We start from the raw sequence: 17743 nt of genomic DNA, 5'->3' as shown, positions 1-17743 counted from the left end.
ACATGAAATGCCAGGTATCGTTTGTAAAATTTTATTTACGTTCATAGCGACAACCGGCCGAAAAGCAAGAATGGCGGTGCAAGGATCATATCCTTGAGCACCGCCATTTCTTCATTTGGCATGTTTTTCATCTGACAAACCTTACCTCTATTGAGCACACCTGCTTACAGCACAATGACTAATGCTTCTAATGCGTAGAGTTTGAAGCAAGGCCGACTTTATCGACCATCCGCTGGCTTTCGTCGTTCAACCCTATGAGCGTGAGGTCTTTCCCCGCTTCCTTGTACTTATGCCATACCTTCGAAATGGCATTCGTGGCTGACTGATCCCATACATGGGATTTGGAAAAATCAATCACGACATATTCCGGATCATCGTTCACGTCAAACAGATTTACAAAATACATCATCGTTCCGAAAAACAGCTGTCCCCGGATTTCATATACCTTGGTGCCGTTCGGCTGCATATGGGGCACGGCGTGAATTTTGGCCATCTTCCACCCGAAATTCAGGGCGCTTAAGATAATCCCGATCATGACCCCGATGGCCAGATTATGAGTCGCTACCACAATAATGACCGTTGCCAGCATGACGATGGCATCGCCTAACGGCACGCGGTGAAGCGTGCGAAGCGATCCCCATTCAAACGTGCCGATCGAAACCATAAACATGACCCCGACAAGCGCCGCCATCGGAATCTGTTTCACGACATCCCCGAGCACAATGATGAGGAACAGCAGAAACACGCCGGAAACCAAGGTGGATAACCGGGTTCGCCCTCCCGATTTCACATTAATCACCGTCTGTCCGATCATGGCGCAGCCCGCCATGCCGCCAAAGAATCCGGTGATCACGTTGGAAACGCCCTGACCGCGGATTTCCCGGTTCTTGTCGCTGCCCGTCTCGGTCATCTCATCCACGAGCGACGCGGTAAGCAGCGATTCCGTCATCCCGACGACAGCAAGAGCCAGGGAAATAGGCAATATCGTCATGATCATGTCCAAACTCACGGTTACATTCGGAATGTGGAAGAACGGCAGTGCCTGGGTGATGTTGCCCATGTCCCCGACCGTTTGCACCGGGGCCTTGAACCAAACCGCAACGATCGTCATCACGATGATCGCAACGAGTGCCGATGGAACCGCTTTGGTTACCAGCGGCAATAAATAAATGATCAGCAGCGTGCCGATCACCATCAAGTACATCGGCCACGATTCGCCCTTGAAATTCGGAAGCTGGGCCAGAAAAATGATGATGGCCAGGGAATTCACAAAGCCGGTGATGACCGGCTGGGGAACAAACGTGATAAAACGTCCGAACTTGAGCGCTCCCATCAACATTTGCAAGATTCCTGTCAGAATCGTTGCCGCATACAAATACTCGATCCCGTGCATAGCCACAAGCGGTCCCATCAATGACGCCATGGCCCCTGTCGCCGCCGAGATCATGCCGGGACGGCCGCCGAAAAACGAAATGCTGACGGCAATCACGAAGGACGCATAGAGTCCCACCATCGGATCAACGCCTGCCATGATGGAGAAGGCGATCGCTTCCGGGATGAGAGCGAACGCTACCGTCAGACCCGATAAAATATCTTTGCGCGAGTTGCCAAAGAAGCCTTGTCTAATCCATTGAAACAAAGTCCTGATCACTTCCTGTTCTGTTGTTAGTTGTTGACAATCCACTCTCAGAATTGTCCCGGTCCGTTAGTCGCTTTTTCGATTATAACGGGATCATTTTAAAATTTCATTGTTCAATTTAAGGGAAATCATCCACGAAATCATTCATTTTCTCTCATTTATCTTGTGTTTCGTCTATTTTTCTTATTTGAAAATTTTCATAATACGTCATCCGACAGGGAAAGATAGAGCTTGCTTGGTTTATCATAACCTGAATGTTTCGGGATTCATTCTTGATTCAGCGGGTAAAGTCGAAGTATAGAAACCTATTGTAATTGAAATCAAGGAAGGAGATGGACACCATGCGAGACGAAAACAATCGGAATACGCTGGCAGATTTGACATATTTGGAATTCGAGGCCAAACGGAAAGTCGAGGATACGGATTTGATTCCGCAAGACGATCTGAGAGACGTCAACACCTATACGGAGCAGAGCCTAAGCAGCGAAGACGCGGATCATATCGCGTACGATCAGAATGAAGCGGCTCCTGCGGATGCAAAACCGGAGGAGCGGATGAACCCCGATCACAGCGCCATCGATGCATGGGAAGCTACCGGCGCCGATCCGGATCAGCGGACCCTTGCCGATGAGCGGTTAACCTTGTCATCCGATGCCGGAGAAGCCGACGAGGTGCGGCTGGACCGCACCGCCGACGAAACGGTTATTCGCGATGTCGCGGATGATGCGACGGACCCGGAATGGCGGGCCATCGAGGGTGAGCCTCCAACTCGTCCGGGTGACGAGGTCATCGCCGAGTATACCGGCGATACGGAGCAGAGAGTCGCAGCCGACGCAGCGTTGTCAGGCAGCGGTACCGCCTTTTTGAATCAGGACATTTTTATGAATTACCCTTCGGGTGAAGAGGAGTATACGCCCTTGGAGGATGTGCCGGACGCGGACGCGATTGCGGCCAACAGCCCCGTGGATCCCGCCGCGCCTCCGACGGAACAGATGCACGGAACCGATCTGCTGAACGGCAGCAATGGCGAGGACGACTAAAACCTGCAAGACCCGCCTCTCCTTAAAGGAAGGCGGGTCCTATACTAGCATCTGTACGATCCCTCTATTTTCCGAATATGATATCCAGCCAGCCAAGAAATGACATCCACAGCAGGATGCCGATCAGGGTCCCCCATATGAGTGCCGTTAATATGTTGCCCTTTCTTTCCATGCCTACGCCTCCCATACAACCATCTTTATAGTAAAACAGTATGGGTCAAGCTATCAGTTCTTATACCAGCCGTTCATTTCAAAGATTCGATTTCATAGGAGGAACAGCCGATGAAGAAACAACCTGACGAGAAGCACCGTTTAGTGACCGAACGCGACATCGATGAGGAATTCGGCCTGTTTGTCGAGGATTCCTATCCGGACAGCATTCCGATACCCGACAGCATCAAACACGAGAAGCCGGATGGCAGTGATACGAGTAACCGCGGAAATCCTCCGTCATCCTAAACAACACCGGGCAGGAATCGTGGACCTCTTCTTTCACCCATGCCATACCTTCCAACATACACTACACCATACGACCCTGGAAGGATGATGCCTCATATGAAAGGATTGCCGATCCATCCCTGCAGACATAAGATCACCCTGCAGCAGCGACTAGCCTCGTTGACCGGACATCTGGTGGAAATCAACGCGCCGAACACCGGATTGGAACCCGGACGGCTGCAGCGGGTATTCCCGAAAAATTTCATCAAGGTGCAGGGCGAGCTTTTTGTGCCGTCCAGTCTCAACTCGGTTCGGGTATTCGATGTCAAGCCGCCGGGCAAAACGGTGCGGGTTGGGGTGCGGACCACTTTCCCAACCCGCGGCGCCTTTGACCGGATCCGGCTTGTCAGAATCGGAGCCGATTTCATCGAATTGCTTGCCAAGGACAAGAACCGTTCGCGGATTCTGCTTCCTCTAAACAAAGTGGAGGGCATATTTCCTGTCAAGTAGTGACGTACAATGCTCTCCATTTCCTGAAGCTTCCGGACTTGTACAGGTTCGGGAGCTTATTTTTTGCATTCTGAGCCGCTGGCCTTGATTCATTAATCGCAAGGAAAACATCCTCTACACGCGGTCGGTCTTCTATGACGTTACGTCGATACGTTTTCCTTAATATATACTCCGCTATTTCGATTTTCAGTACTTGTCCAACCTGTGATAAAATATGATACAGATTACATGCTTAAGACCTGATAAGGCAAAGCACAGGAGGAGTCAATGATGTTGAAACGCAGAACACGCTGGATGCCGGCCCTACTCGTCATCCTTGCGCTGCTGTTCGTGATGACGGCATGCGGCCAGAATGACAAGGAAACCGAAAGCGGCGCAGGCGGCGGAACAGGTTCGACGAACGGCGCCGCGGCGCCCGAAGCGGAACCGCCGAAGGAAGCCGAGGTCAAGCAGAACGTGCCGGACCCGAACGCCAGCCACCCCATCGTCACGATTGAAATGGAGAACGGCAAAACGATAAAGCTTGAGCTTTACCCGGAGGTTGCGCCGAATACGGTGAACAATTTCATCTCTCTGGTGGAACAAGGGTTTTACGATGGCACAGGCTTTCACCGCGTCATCCCCGGCTTCATGATTCAAGGAGGCGATCCTGACGGAAACGGCACGGGGGGACCCGGCTACGCGATCGCCGGAGAATTTACGTCCAACGGGTTTCAGAATGACCTGAAGCATACGACAGGTGTATTATCCATGGCGCGGGCGCAGGATCCAAACTCCGCCGGGTCGCAATTCTTCATTATGGTCGCGGACGCGCCTTCGCTGGATGCCCAGTACGCCTCCTTCGGTAAGGTCATCGAAGGCATGGAAACGGCTGAGGAAATCGTGGGCTTGGAGCGGGATCAGATGGACAAGCCGCTTGAAGTGCCCGTCATGAAGAAAGTGACGGTCGATACGCTCGGGAAGGATTATCCGGATCCCGAAAAGCAGGAATAGCTTTTTGGGGATAATCGCTGCTGTCAGCGAACCATTTTCCTTCCTCGCTTGTGAATGAGCACAGAATCCGGACGGCTTACCAAACAACATGCGAAAGAGGACCGACGCACGCTTGAAATATAGCTGCGTTCCGGTCCTCTTTTTTTTATACGTTACAGCAGGGTATGGCCATTACGGACGGGCCGGCTTCTCGATCACGTAAAGACAGGTGCTGTCCGGCAAAGTTACCGCCTTCCCATCCTCATCCATGAATTCGATGCGGTCAGCCAATGCCTCGGCATATCCTTCCTGCAGATAATGCTGCTGCACGCGGATCAGCGCTTCGGGACCCAGCGTTCTGCGGATGCATTCCGCAAACTGCGTAGGCGTGAAATATCCGAACTGCTCCTGCACTTCATGAACATACGCTTCGGCACCCCAAGTATAGGTATACAGAAACTCCATCGCATCGTTGACAGGCATGCGCACCTCCGCGTCAGCCAGCTGCTCGTAGGATATGACCCGGCCTTTGAAATCCGAGGCATACCGGTTAAGCCATTCCATGCCGTCGGCCTCATGGAAACGGATCCTTCTCCAGGTATCCTCGGGCTCGGTCATGATCCCGTCACGGATAATAATGCGGCCCCCGGGTGCAAGCACTTCATAGGCACTGAGCAAAGCTGCCTCCACGGTCGCCGTATTGAAGCGCGAACCGTCCGTCTCAATGTACGAATACAACTCGTGCAATATCGAGGAGAAGATGACCGTATCGACGCTTCCGGGCTTCACATAGTCCCTGAGATTCAGCGCGTCCCCCTTCAGAACTTCCCATGCTTTGTGCTCCAAGCGTTTGCGCTTTTCCAGCGCTTCGATCACGTTCGAGGAGATATCGATCCCGACGGGACGCGCATGCGGGAGCCGTTCTTCGATCAAGTCAAGCAGCACGCCGCCTCCGGGACCGATATCCAGCACCGCCGTTCCCGTGATATAATCCAGAATCACTTTCTTGTAATCTCCCGCGCTGTTCATATCGTTTAAATAATTCTCTTCATTATGAAACCGGTCATAAGCATCCCGCCTCAGGCCAAACAGATCAAACAGCAGCAGCACTGCCTTCTCGTAGAGCGGGGATTTCTCCGCCTCGATGCAAAATTCAATTAATTTCTCCGCGGCCTGCGAGAATTCGAAGGTAAAGAATACCGTATCCGGCAGCTCCGGCTTTCGTTCGATGCGGTGGCGCAGATGCGGGTTGGCAATCGCCTGCCCGCGAAGGCAGGCCTCCCAATCCGTCTGGCGCAAATATTGCTCGATCATTCTTTTCTTGTACACGTTCAGCTTCTTGACGCCTTTGTAATCGTAATACATATCGTTCATCAGCGGCTCAAAGCTCAGGTGGCTCACCGAATCCGAAGACAATCGATCCTCCGGGCTCTGCTTCTCCGAATGGAGAGCCAGCAGCAGAACCTTCACGAACTCTTCCAACGAGAAATCCTGCAGGGCCGCTTCCACATACCAAAGCGTCATGTCCTGAAACCCATGCAGGGCAGCAGGCAGATCCGTCTGCCTCCGAATCTCCTGAAACTGCCTGTCGAAATCTTCCCCCCGGGCAATGGAAGCGGTCCGAAGGCGGCGCAGCCTTTCCTCGTAAGTCCAACGATCCGGGACGCTCCCTTCGGCAAGCTTGCGAATCAGCTGTTTGATTTCTTCCTCAACGGAATGCCAAAGCTCCTCCGATACGGCAGCAATGATGCAGTGATTCAAAGGGATCAGCAGCCGGATCAGCTCATCTTCGGTCAACCGTCCTTCCTCCATAAGCTTAATCAGCGGCAGGTTCTCCTCGAAGGCGACTTCCCCCCGGATGTGTTGCCCGAGCAGTCCATGGGTAAGTATGAGAGTATGTACCATCTCTTCGTGCGGTGACAGGGTTCCCCTGCCTTGCCGGATATGTCTTTCATACAGCTGCGCGGACCCGATATTATGCAGGAACAAATGGATGCCCGACTGCTGCCAGCGCAGGCGATCCCTCATCGTTCCGCCCTTGGCCGTTTCCGCCCACACCAGGACTTCTTCCAGCAGCTCTTTGATCCAATAGGAAACAGGCAGCGAATCCAGTATCTTCAATGTGCGTTCTACATAATCCAGCACGGGGTTGGCGTGGGCCAATTGCCCGATGGACGTGATCCGTTCCAGATTGACGATTCGTTCCTCGGCCGATATCAGCTTCATTAGCCATGGATGCGTTCCCGCAGCCGATTCATCCCCCTGACGAAACGCGGTTATGATATTCAGCGTTTGCAGCATAGGTTGTTCCTCCATCCTGTAATAAAAATGAACAAGTTTATCTTGGTTTCGCTGCTACGATTATAACAAATTGTTAAGGGTGGATCGCGGACATTTGGTAGTTGCGGATGGTACAGGGTATACTGGTCAACGAAACCATATTTTTTATCAATATGAAGGAGTGAATGTACATGAGCCTGAAAAATAAAACAGCCCTCATCACGGGTGCAGGCAAAGGGATTGGGCGCGCCCTGGCCATCGCACTTGCCAAGGAAGGCGTGCACGTTGGACTCGTCGCCCGTACGGCAGCAGACCTGGAGCCGCTGAGCGCCCTGGTTGCCGAGCAGTATGGTGTCAGAGCCGTCGCGGCGGTGGCCGACGTTTCCGTGCAGAGCGAGGCAGAGGCTGCTTTCGCGGCGGTAAACATGGAGCTGGGCTCGGTGGACATTCTGATCAACAACGCGGGCATCGCCCAGTTCGGCAACCTGCTGGAAATGGAACCGGAAGCCTGGAAGCGTATCGTCGACGTGAATCTGATGGGGACGTACTATATGACGCGTGCAGCGCTGCCCGGCATGATCGAGCATAACCAAGGAGACATCATCAACATCTCTTCTACGGCCGGAGAACGCGGCTTCGCCACGGGCTCAGCCTATAACGCTTCGAAATTTGCCGTGATGGGACTGACCGAAGCCGTGCTGCAGGAGGTCCGCAAGCACAACATCCGCGTGACGGCGCTGACTCCGAGCACCGTGAACACGGATCTCGCCGTCAATGCCGGCCTGAAGATCGGGGACGAGGACCGGATGATGCAGCCGGAAGACGTAGCCGAGCTTGTGCTGGCGGCGCTCAAGCTGCCGCAGCGGGTATTCGTCAAATCCGCGGGGATTTGGACTACCAACCCGCAATAAGGACGCGTCGACAGACGCTCCCATTGCAATAACCAATTCAAGGGTGTTCTTTGGTCAGGGGCCAAGGAACACCCTTTTTGCATGCAGCTTGCGTGTAATGCGATGGTTTGCGCCAGCGAATCCTGCGCAACCCTTCCCCCAAGGCAAGGTTCCGATGAAGTCAAGAACGTTTCGCTTAAAGGCCCGGCAAGATGCGCGTGCTTTGTTCTTTTTTCCATGCGGAATCAAGTGTCAACAATCCGTTGTCATGATATAATGACATGGCGTCATACGCACAGCCAGACCATTACCAAGCTATACTCATGGAAAGAAGATGACAACAGCATGATCGCCGACATTTTACTTGAAGTGGTACTTCCCATCTTTGTCCTGATAGGCTTCGGCATTATTATGCAATATGCCTTTAAGCTCGATTTGTACACACTCGCCAAAATCAACTTTTACTACATTACGCCTGCAGCCGTATTTATGAGTATGTACGAATCCAAGATGTCACCGCAGCTTCTGGGCATGGTGGCGTTATTTTATGCGCTTTATATCGGCGTCCTCTACCTGATCAGCATGCTGGTTGCCAAGCAGCGCAAGTTCAACCGGGGGATGAGAGCCGCATTTACCAACAGCCTCCTGCTGGATAATTCGGGAAACTACGGCCTTCCGATCAATGATCTGGCCTTCAAGGGAGATCCGATGGCCGGCTCGGTGCAAGCGCTGATCATGTCTTTTCAAAGCCTCCTTACGTTTACGTACGGAGTTATTTCCATTCAGGGAGCCAAGACGGAGGGATTATACAAACAGGCCATGATCGGATTTCTGAAAATGCCCGTCCCCTATGCCCTCGTCATCGGCATTGCGCTGCATGCCCTGGCCTTGCCGCTCCCGGTCTTTATCTCGCAGCCGCTGACCTATGCGGACCAGTCCATGGTGGCGATCGCCCTGCTGACGCTCGGGGCACAGATCATTAAATATCCGCTGCGCCTGCGCCGGCTCGATGTTTACCTGAGCGTCCTGCTCCGTCTCTTGGTCGCGCCGGCTATCGGCATTCTGATCGTGCTGCTGCTCGGGCTAAAAGGCGTTCCGGCGCAAGCGCTCATCATCGCTTCCGGCATGCCCGTTGGCGTCAATTCGTCCATCCTGGCGGAAGAATATCAGAATGAGCCTGATTTTGCTGCACAAACTGTCCTTATATCGACCATACTAAACGTAATTACGATTACCGGCCTTATCACCCTGGCCAAATTCATAGCCTAAAGACTAACTTATCTCAGCTAGGAGGAATTACATATGAATTTTGATCTTGCGATTGACCGCACCTGCACCAACTGTCAGAAATGGGACAATGTCCCCACCGTCTTCGGCGTGCCGGACGCGCTTCCGATGTGGGTGGCCGACATGGATTTTGCCGCGCCGCCCGCCGTTGTAGAGGCGCTGCATAAACGGGTGGAGCATGGCGTATTCGGCTATACGTTCCCGTCCGACTCTTACCGTGAAGCGATTAGCGACTGGATGAAGAAACGCCACAGCTGGAGCATACAGCAGGAGTGGATTCAATTCTGTCCGGGCGTTGTTCCGGCTCTCAGCCTTATCGTGGATGCGTTCACCGAGCCGGGCGATCAAGTCGTTATCCAGACGCCGGTCTATCCGCCGTTCTACAGCGTCGTTCAAGAACATGGCCGCGAGTTGGTGCATAATCCGCTTCTTCTTAGCGAAGAGGGGGATTACACGATGGATTTCGAGGACCTGGAGAAGAGCTTTTCCACCGGCCATGTCAAAATGATCATTCTGTGCAGTCCGCACAATCCGGTGGGCCGGGTGTGGAGCCGAGCGGAGCTGGAACGTCTGGCTTCCCTCTGCCAGCAATACGACGTGCTTGTCGTATCGGATGAAATCCATGCAGATTTGGTGTTTGAACCCGGCGCGCACACGCCGTTCGCCGCGCTGTCCGAGGATGCCGCCGAGCGTTCCATCATCTGTACCGCGCCTAGCAAGACGTTTAATATCGCCGGCCTGAACACGGCGAACATCATCATCCCGAATGCGCAGCTGCGCAGCAAATTCCGCAAAATATTGAACCGTTACGCCATCGGCTCCATTACGCCGATGGGTGCGGCCGCCACCGAGGCTGCTTACCGTGAGGGCGAACCGTGGCTGGATGAGCTTCTGGTTTACATCCGCGGGAACATGGAGCTGGTAGCCCAATATGCACAGGAACATCTGCCCGAGCTGAAGGTGGTTATGCCGGAAGCCACCTACCTGCTGTGGATTGATTTCCGCGGCATGGGCATGTCCCACGAAGAGCTAAACCGCTTCCTCGTCCAAGAAGCGAAGCTCGGTTTGAACAGCGGCGCAGCCTTCGGCAAGGAAGGCGAAGGCTTCATGCGCATGAACCTGGCCTGCACGCGCGCCACCGTTCAGGAGGCGTTGTCCCGCCTGAGCAAAGCTGTCGGGGAATGGCGGAAGGCATAAGAACATACAAGATCCGGAATGAAATAATAAACGGAGTCAAGCCCATGGCTGACTCCGTTTATTTTTTATTTTACGATAACGAATCTTTAGATAATCATCTAAAATAATAATTGACCATCATCTAACAACTGTGTTTTACTTCTATCTAGAAAGGTGGTTAGATGATGATCATACAAGAAAACGCTCGAGTGATTCGTTATCGGGATCTGTCATCCCAAAAGGAGTATCTGAAGTTAATGATGGCCAATGCCGTGAACCGGTTCGGCGATTCCATCGACATGATTGCTTTTTCCTTGATGGTATACCAGCTTACCGGTTCCGCCTCATGGGTAGCCGTCATTTTCGGCATCAATGCACTCCCTTCCATCCTGTTTCAACCCTTTGCAGGCGCCATCGTTGAAAGACTTCACAAGAAAACCATCATGATCCTTGCGGATATTGGACGTGGAGTGACTGTAGGCGTCACTGCCGTCCTGCTTATGCTTGATCTGCTTCAGCCCTGGATTCTGCTTGTGCTTACGTTCATCAATTCCACGCTGGAATCCCTTCGTATTCCCGCCGGGTTAGCCATCATTCCCCAAGTGCTTGATAAAGCCTTATATACCCATGGCATATCCTTAAATTCAACCATCAAGAAAATCGTGGAGTTAGCCGGTCTTGGCGCTGCCGCAGCCATCATCGGATTATTCGGCCTTGGAGTGGCTATTATGATCGACGCCGTCACCTTTTTACTGTCCGCCCTCTTCATTCTGGGCATCAACAGCAAGGAAACATGGCAGCGGAGCCCGATTCGGCCGGATCTGAAAAGCTATCTCCATGCGCTGGCCGAGGGATTCATCTATCTAAGAAAGGCAAAAGTCGTATTCGCCGTCTGCATATTAGGCGGCATCATGGGCATCTTCCTGATTCCCATTAACTCCATGATGGCTCCATACACGACGGGAGTGTTAGGACTGTCCGCCAAGGGGTTGTCCGTTGCGGGCATTTCCTCAACGATCGGTCTTGGCATCGGTGCCTTCTTGTTCCCTTACTTAAGAAAACATTTCTCTGCCCGCATTCTGTTCATCACTGGCGGGACGTTCATTGGAATTTGTTATCTGGTATGGTTCTGGATATCGCACTATTCCGGACAAGTCATGCTGACCTATGTCATGTTGGCTTCAACCATGCTGATATTCGGTTTTTTTGCTTCCTTCGTGGAAACGGTGATCGGGGTATCCTTCATGGAACACATTGAGGAATCCTACTTGTCTCGCGCCGGTGCCATTTTTAACGCGATCGCAAGCTCAACCATTCCGCTCGGTTCGCTGATCGTCGCCACCGCGATGACGTTTATAACCCTTGAACAGCTATTTGTCGCCACTGGTATTTTTACAATCATATTGTTTGTTGGTATGCTCTTCATAAAGACATTACGCCAGCTGTAAAGGAGTTATCCCATGAACATAACGGTATTGGCAAGGCCGGATATTCCCCGTGAATGCATCGAATTGCTCTATCGGTATACGAATCATGAAGACACCCGGTCCGTGAAGAATGAACTCACGATGAAATATAATCTGGACTCGCCGGACCTATTGCAAACCTTCGACCCCATCATCGAGATAGGAGAGCTGGTGCATGGCCAACTGGAAGCAGCGCCTGATCGCATGGCTTTTTTCTTCGAAAGCCGGGGACAGGCGGGCTGGTGCTGCGCCAAGCTGCTATTGGATGAATATCTCCGCTCAGCGGGTACGAATGCGAATATTCTTCGGCTGTCCCCTGTCATGCAGGATGAACGGCGGCGCAAGTACGCGGAGTCTCTCGTCCGATTATTTATGGGGGATGCCGAAAGCCGCGAATGCCAAGCGACTCATACCGATGCCGATCTGACCAACATGATTGACGGACTCGAACTGGACGTTCAGGAGAAATGGACACTGCATCTCTTATATCAGAACTTTGATATGTACATGCAGGAATTGCAGAGCATCCTTGAACAGGCCATGGCCCTGTACGAGGAACAATTGCCCTTGCTAGAGCCTCTGCTGGAGCGCTTTGCGGCAAGATACCATCAAGTGGTTCAAACCGAACCGCTGGAGTACATCAATAACCGATTCCAAATCAATCTCATGGACGATAAGGAAATCCGAATCGTCCCGCAGATCATGGGCTTCAATATGGTCACGCTCCATCCTCAAAAAAGCGAGAATTCAATAGAAACGCTGTATATCGGCATTCTCTTTGAAGCTCTTCAAGAAGCGGTTAGCCGGGTCATCTCAGACGAGAAGATATGCAAAACGTTGAAAATGCTGAGCGATGCCAGCAAATTTGCGATTCTGAAGTCGATTTACCGTGAGCCGGCGTACGGTTCGGAACTGGCAGACCGGCTGAATCTAACCACGGCTACCATCTCGCATCATATGAACGCACTTATACAACAAGGGTTTGTCATGATGGAAAAGCGGGCAAACCGCATCTACTACCGAATGAATCGGACGGCTGTCGAGACTTACCTCGAACAGCTGCGATCCAGCTTATTGCAGCAGGAATGAGCAGTTGTCCTTGCATGCCCGGTATGGGATGGATCCTCTCCTCATAAGGAAAAAGAAGGGTGAGCCAAGGCCCCTCCTTTGGCTCACCCTTCTTGTGCAGCTCTTTCTCTTCCGCAGCCGTTAGTCGCTTCGGTCCCGCGATCCTTCCAAGCATGCTTACATCATCGTTCCGCTGTCGTCCGTGCTTGAAGTCAGTTCCTCGATAGCCACTGCCCCGTTCAGGCTGCCGTCGGCCGATTGCGCCCGCTCCATTTGGTACCCCGCGTCCAGCATCGAGCCATCCAGCTGATGCAGCTGCTGGCTGACTTGATCCATCTGCTTGAACAGCTGGCGATACTGATAGGCTTGCGCATACTCGCTCTGCTGCGCGGCCTCGTCCATCTGCTCGAACATCGTTTTATTCTCGCCCAGCACCTGACGGTACTGCTCCGCCGCAGCGGTTCGGATATCCTGCGCCGCCCCCATCATCCCATGCAGCACCATCCTGCAGTTCACCAGCTCCTGGCGCACGGCGGAAGAAGTTTCCGGCGTGACCGCAGCCTGCGCATTCTGAAGCTCGGTGCGGATCCCGCCGAGCTCGTTCACGATCATCAGGGCTTCGTCCATGCGGCCGTTCTGCCCTGCAGCAGCCAATTGGCTGGATAGCTGATTGAGTCTCATCGACATGTTTTGAATATTGCTCATTCGTCATTCCCCATTTCCGGACCAAGTCCTTTTTATGAACTAGGATGCGATAAACCATGGATTGCTATTCATTCCGGTATCTGGGCGTGATATCCGGTCTGCTGGAATGCGGGGCGGGATGCCGATATAATAGAGTAAGTCATCATATGAAAGTAGGTAGATTAAAGAGTCCGCATGATCAAACGCAAAAAAACGACGCTTTTCCTTGTTGTTGCCTTATTGCTCGCCATATTCTACATGCAGCTGCAAACCGCCATACCCGGATTTATCAACGATCTCGATTTTGATTTTAATAGCAAAGAAACCCCTGAAATCACCCAGCTCCACCCTTATGTACTGCAGCAAAAGAATGAGCTTGTTCGTCTCACCAGGAAAAAAGGGATCACGATTGTCATAACGGACGGTTACCGAAGCCACGAAGAGCAGACCCGCATCTACAATCAGGGCCGCAGCACCGAGGGCAACATCGTGACGAATGCCAAGGCCGGGGAATCTCTTCACAACTACGGGCTCGCCATTGATTTTGCGCTGAGGCTGAAGGATGGCAGCGTCATCTGGGATATGGAATACGACGGGAACGGAAACGGCAAGGCCGACTGGATGGAAGTCGTGGAGATTGCAAAAGATTTAGGCTTCCAGTGGGGCGGAGATTGGGCCAACTTTCCGGATTATCCGCATTTGCAAATCGATTTTGGATTGTCGATCCGTGATTTGAAACGGGGAAAGCTCCCTCCCATGGACGCTTCCGAGTATTCGGAAGCCAAGTGAAATGAGATTGTTATTTGTTTTTATTGAGCATCGAGGTACGCATAGCATACTTTAGCTATACTCCAATATGACTAACGCATCAGGTAAATAAATCAAGGCCGACCAGATCCTTCTGGTCGGTCTTTTTTGACGTTGTTCGCTGTTAAAGCGTCTCGATGAAGGTGTGATGTTCAACCAAATGCTTGACATGCCGTTCACATTTTGGTTATATAGTCATATATATAAGCATATAACCTTAACAGGACAATGAAGGCAAGGTGGTGATTCTTATTGAGCGGTACCGTGCATCCAGATAATAGGCCCCTGTTCATCCAGATCAAGGAAAAGATCGAGGACCAGATCGTCAATGACCAATTGCTTGAAGGTGAACAGGTTCCTTCCACGACGCAGCTGTCCCAATTTTACAAAATCAATCACATTACGGTGTTGAAGGGCATCAACCTGCTGGTTGATTCCGGACTCATCTATAAAAAGCGAGGTGTCGGCATGTTTGTTGCTGAGGGGGCCAAGGAAATGCTGCTCCGGACCCGAAAGAGTGCATTTGCGGAACATTATGTGGTGCCTATGGTACAGGAAGCGGACAAACTCGGTTTGTCCACGGATGAGCTTGTTCAAATCATAACCCAGTTAAAAGGAAGTGACCCCCATGAATCTTGATGTACAGTTAGATCGGGTATCGGTGACATACGGCAGCGTCGAAGCCGTCCGCGATATTTCCCTCCGTCTCCCGGCCGGCAAAATTTACGGTCTCCTCGGTCGCAACGGCGCAGGCAAAACCTCGCTCCTGTCGATCCTGGCTTCATTTCGCGAACCATCGTCGGGATCGGTTACGATTGGCGGCGAGCAGCCCTTCGAAAATGCCAAAATCATGAGGGAAGTTTCCTTCATCTACGATGTCGACTATAAAGAGGAGACGGACAAGGTCAAGGCCGCGATTGAATCCGTTGCCAGGTACCGCCCCCATTTTGATACGGCTTATGCCCTGGAGCTTGCCCGCAAATTTAATTTGCCCCTGGATAAACAGCTGAAGCAGCTCTCCAAAGGCATGCAGTCCGCTTTTAACGTATGCATCGGCCTCGCCAGCCGGTCGCCGGTTACCATTCTGGATGAAGCTTATCTCGGCATGGATGCGCCATCGCGCGAAATTTTTTACCGGGAACTGCTGAAGGACCAGGAGCGCCATCCCCGTACGTTCATTCTTTCCACCCACTTGGTTTCGGAGATGGATTATTTGTTTGAGGAAGTCATTATTATCCACAAAGGCCGGTTCATACTGCAAGACGATTATGAAAGCCTTACGTCCAAGGGAGTATCCATTACGGGCCCCGCGGCCAAGGTGGACGAATTCATCCAGGGCATGAAGGTGCTGAACGTGCAGCAGCTCGGTTCCACCAAGGCCGTCATGGTCTACGGGGAGCTTAGCGAGGCATCTCAATCAGCCGCATTGAAGGCAGGACTTGAGATCGGGCCGATCTCGCTTCAGGACTTGTTTATCCATCTGACGGGGGAGGAATATTCCGCATGAAAAAGACGTCATCGCCCGTAAGCAAAGTATCGACGGAGATGTTTATTCAGCAAGGCAGCTGGGCATTGGGTTTTCTAACGATTGTGCTGCTGATTTATATTGGAGTCGGCATCGCTAACAGTATTGGTGTCAATGTTCGGGAAGGAATGACAGATGAGGACTTCTTCTCCATCGCTTACCGCTCCACCAAAGGATTTATGCTCGTCATCGGCATCATTTCAGCTTACGGTTTTCTGAGCTATTATGTAAGACACGGCATTACGCGCCGGGATTTCTTTGGTGGTTCCGCTTTAGCCGCCGTCTTTCTGTCCCTGGCATTTCCGGTTGCCGCGGCTCTGATCCATTGGATTGTCTCGCTGTTTGCATCACAAGATGCGGGAAGCACCCGGCTGCTGCAGGAGTTCGACAACAGCTGGCTGCTGACGCTCGTTTCCTACGGTATCCAAATCTTCATCTATTACCTGATGGGGTGGATGATCGGATCCGGATTTTACCGGTTTGGCTGGATTCGCGGCTTGGGATGGATCGCCGTTGCCCTTGTTTTGATTGGCTTCATGGATGCATTGTGGCAGTTCGAGCTGGCTTCCATATGGGAACAGTGGTTGCCGGTCACGACAGACTTTTCCGTCACGCTGCCGGTTTCGCTCGCAGGCTCCCTGGCCGTCATCCTGATTGCAATGATTCTAATTCGGCTGATCACCCGAAGAGTTACGATCAAAATGTAACCAATACGCAAAATAAATGGCTGATCCATGGGTAGCACCTTCTACCCCGGAATCAGCCATTTTATGATATAACGCCACCGTATAGATTAAGCGGCACTGCTCTTCTTCTTATTGTAAATGTCGAAGGCTACCGCCGCGAGGAGAACCAGGCCCTTAATGCCTTGCTGCCAGTCGATGCCGAGACCTACGAGCGACATCCCGTTATTGAGGACGCCCATGACGAGACCGCCAATGATCGCGCCGAAGACCGTCCCGATCCCGCCGGTGGCCGAAGCGCCGCCGATGAAGCTCGCCGCGATGGCATCCAGCTCGAAGTTCGTACCGGCTCTCGGCGTCGCCGCGTTCAAGCGGGCGGCAAAAATCAAACCGGAGATGGCGGCCATGACGCCCATATTGACGAATACCCAGAACGTGACCTTCTTGGTTTTCACGCCGGACAGCGCCGCCGCCTTTTCGTTGCCGCCAAGCGCATAAATATGACGGCCCATCACGGTTTTGTTCATCACGAAGGAATAGATGATAATGAGCACCAGCAGCAGAATCAGAATGTTCGGCAGGCCGGCGTAACTAGCCAGCATGAACGTAAAGGCATTGATCACGGCCGCGATGAGCACCAGCTTCAGGAGGAACAAGCCGCTTGGCAGAACGTCGAAGTTGTATTTTTTGTGGGCTTTTCGTTCCCGCAGCTCATTGATCAGGAAAATAACCGTAAAGATGATGCCGGCCAGAACTGCGATCAGATTGGTGCCGGTATTGCCGAAGTCCGGAATGAAGCCGGAGCTCAGCTTCTGGAAGCCGCCCGGAAACGGCGCAATGGATTGGCCCTCCAGCACGATCATCGTCAGGCCGCGGAACAGGAGCATGCCGGCCAGGGTTACGATAAAGGCCGGTATCCTCACGTAAGCCACCCAGAATCCCTGCCATGCTCCGATCAGACCGCCGACGATCAAGGATACGATGACGGCAATGACCGGATGCAGCTGCATATCGACCATCATGATCGCAGCAACGGCGCCGACGAAGGCGGCTACCGAACCGACCGACAAATCTATATGACCCGTAATGATGACAAGCACCATGCCGATGGCCAGTACGAGAATATAGCTGTTTTGGAGAATCAGGTTCGTGATGTTGATCGGCTCCAGCAGCAGCCCTCCCGTAATGATTTGGAAAAAAATCATAATGACAACAAGGGCGATGATCATCCCGTATTGGCGGATGTTGTTTTTAAACATTTTTTTGAGCGTCTCCATG

General features: G+C 52.3%; 17 protein-coding genes. 13 read left to right on the top strand and 4 right to left on the bottom strand.

Features of this window, described 5'->3' with window-relative positions:
- Window positions 1-187: 187 nt before the first annotated feature.
- Window positions 188-1639, bottom strand: coding sequence for a SulP family inorganic anion transporter (locus tag M1D70_RS06895; protein WP_456289511.1), 1452 nt, complete (start codon window positions 1637-1639; stop codon window positions 188-190).
- A 341-nt stretch (window positions 1640-1980) separates the two neighbouring features.
- Here M1D70_RS06895 and M1D70_RS06890 point away from each other — a divergent pair, with 341 nt between their 5' ends.
- The 4 genes from M1D70_RS06890 to M1D70_RS06875 all read left to right on the top strand — a co-directional run bounded on the left by M1D70_RS06890 (window position 1981) and on the right by M1D70_RS06875 (window position 4620).
- On the top strand, window positions 1981-2679 hold the full coding sequence (locus tag M1D70_RS06890) for a hypothetical protein (protein WP_433938826.1): 699 nt from the start codon (window positions 1981-1983) through the stop codon (window positions 2677-2679).
- 282 nt (window positions 2680-2961) lie between these two features.
- The gene (locus tag M1D70_RS06885; protein ID WP_009591634.1) at window positions 2962-3138 is read left to right on the top strand and encodes a hypothetical protein; all 177 of its coding nucleotides are present in this window, start codon (window positions 2962-2964) and stop codon (window positions 3136-3138) included.
- Between the two features lie 96 nt (window positions 3139-3234).
- Window positions 3235-3627 carry a hypothetical protein gene (locus M1D70_RS06880; RefSeq protein ID WP_009591738.1) on the top strand — a complete coding sequence of 131 codons (393 nt, stop codon included), beginning with the start codon at window positions 3235-3237 and terminating at the stop codon, window positions 3625-3627.
- A 270-nt stretch (window positions 3628-3897) separates the two neighbouring features.
- On the top strand, window positions 3898-4620 hold the full coding sequence (locus M1D70_RS06875) for a peptidylprolyl isomerase (protein WP_009591670.1): 723 nt from the start codon (window positions 3898-3900) through the stop codon (window positions 4618-4620).
- Window positions 4621-4791: 171 nt separating this feature from the next.
- Here the strand turns inward: M1D70_RS06875 and M1D70_RS06870 are convergent, their stop codons facing one another.
- Window positions 4792-6900 (bottom strand): class I SAM-dependent methyltransferase, encoded by a 2109-nt coding sequence (locus tag M1D70_RS06870; RefSeq protein ID WP_456289510.1) that lies wholly within the window; start codon window positions 6898-6900, stop codon window positions 4792-4794.
- Between the two features lie 170 nt (window positions 6901-7070).
- Here M1D70_RS06870 and M1D70_RS06865 point away from each other — a divergent pair, with 170 nt between their 5' ends.
- From M1D70_RS06865 to M1D70_RS06845, 5 genes are all read left to right on the top strand, one after another.
- The gene (locus M1D70_RS06865; protein WP_009591616.1) at window positions 7071-7790 is read left to right on the top strand and encodes a 3-ketoacyl-ACP reductase; all 720 of its coding nucleotides are present in this window, start codon (window positions 7071-7073) and stop codon (window positions 7788-7790) included.
- Window positions 7791-8114: 324 nt separating this feature from the next.
- A complete protein-coding gene (locus M1D70_RS06860) occupies window positions 8115-9038 on the top strand; it encodes an AEC family transporter (RefSeq protein WP_456290398.1) in 924 nt (307 codons plus the stop codon).
- 33 nt (window positions 9039-9071) lie between these two features.
- Window positions 9072-10253: a MalY/PatB family protein gene (locus tag M1D70_RS06855; RefSeq protein ID WP_456289509.1), complete on the top strand. Its 1182-nt coding sequence runs from the start codon at window positions 9072-9074 to the stop codon at window positions 10251-10253.
- A 164-nt stretch (window positions 10254-10417) separates the two neighbouring features.
- Window positions 10418-11680, top strand: coding sequence for an MFS transporter (locus M1D70_RS06850; RefSeq protein WP_456289508.1), 1263 nt, complete (start codon window positions 10418-10420; stop codon window positions 11678-11680).
- A gap of 12 nt (window positions 11681-11692) precedes the next feature.
- Window positions 11693-12787, top strand: coding sequence for an ArsR/SmtB family transcription factor (locus M1D70_RS06845; RefSeq protein WP_456289507.1), 1095 nt, complete (start codon window positions 11693-11695; stop codon window positions 12785-12787).
- A gap of 156 nt (window positions 12788-12943) precedes the next feature.
- Here M1D70_RS06845 and M1D70_RS06840 read toward each other — a convergent pair whose 3' ends face one another.
- Window positions 12944-13471, bottom strand: a complete 528-nt coding sequence (locus tag M1D70_RS06840; protein WP_456289506.1) for a hypothetical protein — start codon at window positions 13469-13471, stop codon at window positions 12944-12946.
- Window positions 13472-13645: 174 nt separating this feature from the next.
- On the opposite strand from M1D70_RS06840, the gene M1D70_RS06835 reads away from it, so the two are divergent.
- From M1D70_RS06835 to M1D70_RS06820, 4 genes are all read left to right on the top strand, one after another.
- Window positions 13646-14239, top strand: a complete 594-nt coding sequence (locus tag M1D70_RS06835) for a M15 family metallopeptidase (RefSeq protein WP_456289505.1) — start codon at window positions 13646-13648, stop codon at window positions 14237-14239.
- A 270-nt stretch (window positions 14240-14509) separates the two neighbouring features.
- Window positions 14510-14896 carry a GntR family transcriptional regulator gene (locus tag M1D70_RS06830; RefSeq protein ID WP_009591591.1) on the top strand — a complete coding sequence of 129 codons (387 nt, stop codon included), beginning with the start codon at window positions 14510-14512 and terminating at the stop codon, window positions 14894-14896.
- Entirely contained in the window at window positions 14886-15764 is an 879-nt protein-coding gene (locus tag M1D70_RS06825) for an ATP-binding cassette domain-containing protein (RefSeq protein WP_456289504.1), read from the top strand. The genes M1D70_RS06830 and M1D70_RS06825 overlap by 11 nt, the downstream gene beginning before the upstream one ends.
- Window positions 15761-16489, top strand: a complete 729-nt coding sequence (locus M1D70_RS06820) for a hypothetical protein (RefSeq protein WP_009591694.1) — start codon at window positions 15761-15763, stop codon at window positions 16487-16489. The genes M1D70_RS06825 and M1D70_RS06820 overlap by 4 nt, the downstream gene beginning before the upstream one ends.
- 86 nt (window positions 16490-16575) lie before the next feature.
- On the opposite strand, the gene mmsB is transcribed toward M1D70_RS06820, so the two are convergent.
- On the bottom strand, window positions 16576-17742 hold the full coding sequence (gene mmsB / locus M1D70_RS06815) for a multiple monosaccharide ABC transporter permease (protein ID WP_456289503.1): 1167 nt from the start codon (window positions 17740-17742) through the stop codon (window positions 16576-16578).
- Between the last annotated feature and the right edge of the window lies 1 nt (window position 17743).

The sequence above is a fragment of the Paenibacillus sp. AK002 genome (assembly GCF_053903045.1).
This window is presented reverse-complemented; position numbering and strand designations above follow the sequence as displayed.

What these genes read in the sequence shown, in the direction of transcription:
- M1D70_RS06835 (WP_456289505.1), top strand. Translation starts at nt 13,646, where the DNA reads ATGATCAAACGCAAAAAAACGACGCTTTTCCTTGTTGTTGCCTTATTG.
- M1D70_RS06890 (WP_433938826.1), top strand. Translation starts at nt 1,981, where the DNA reads ATGCGAGACGAAAACAATCGGAATACGCTGGCAGATTTGACATATTTG.
- M1D70_RS06825 (WP_456289504.1), top strand. Translation starts at nt 14,886, where the DNA reads ATGAATCTTGATGTACAGTTAGATCGGGTATCGGTGACATACGGCAGC.
- mmsB (WP_456289503.1), bottom strand. Translation starts at nt 17,742, where the DNA reads ATGGAGACGCTCAAAAAAATGTTTAAAAACAACATCCGCCAATACGGG.
- M1D70_RS06860 (WP_456290398.1), top strand. Translation starts at nt 8,115, where the DNA reads ATGATCGCCGACATTTTACTTGAAGTGGTACTTCCCATCTTTGTCCTG.
- M1D70_RS06880 (WP_009591738.1), top strand. Translation starts at nt 3,235, where the DNA reads ATGAAAGGATTGCCGATCCATCCCTGCAGACATAAGATCACCCTGCAG.
- M1D70_RS06850 (WP_456289508.1), top strand. Translation starts at nt 10,418, where the DNA reads ATGATCATACAAGAAAACGCTCGAGTGATTCGTTATCGGGATCTGTCA.
- M1D70_RS06855 (WP_456289509.1), top strand. Translation starts at nt 9,072, where the DNA reads ATGAATTTTGATCTTGCGATTGACCGCACCTGCACCAACTGTCAGAAA.
- M1D70_RS06840 (WP_456289506.1), bottom strand. Translation starts at nt 13,471, where the DNA reads ATGAGCAATATTCAAAACATGTCGATGAGACTCAATCAGCTATCCAGC.
- M1D70_RS06870 (WP_456289510.1), bottom strand. Translation starts at nt 6,900, where the DNA reads ATGCTGCAAACGCTGAATATCATAACCGCGTTTCGTCAGGGGGATGAA.
- M1D70_RS06865 (WP_009591616.1), top strand. Translation starts at nt 7,071, where the DNA reads ATGAGCCTGAAAAATAAAACAGCCCTCATCACGGGTGCAGGCAAAGGG.
- M1D70_RS06845 (WP_456289507.1), top strand. Translation starts at nt 11,693, where the DNA reads ATGAACATAACGGTATTGGCAAGGCCGGATATTCCCCGTGAATGCATC.
- M1D70_RS06875 (WP_009591670.1), top strand. Translation starts at nt 3,898, where the DNA reads ATGTTGAAACGCAGAACACGCTGGATGCCGGCCCTACTCGTCATCCTT.
- M1D70_RS06820 (WP_009591694.1), top strand. Translation starts at nt 15,761, where the DNA reads ATGAAAAAGACGTCATCGCCCGTAAGCAAAGTATCGACGGAGATGTTT.
- M1D70_RS06885 (WP_009591634.1), top strand. Translation starts at nt 2,962, where the DNA reads ATGAAGAAACAACCTGACGAGAAGCACCGTTTAGTGACCGAACGCGAC.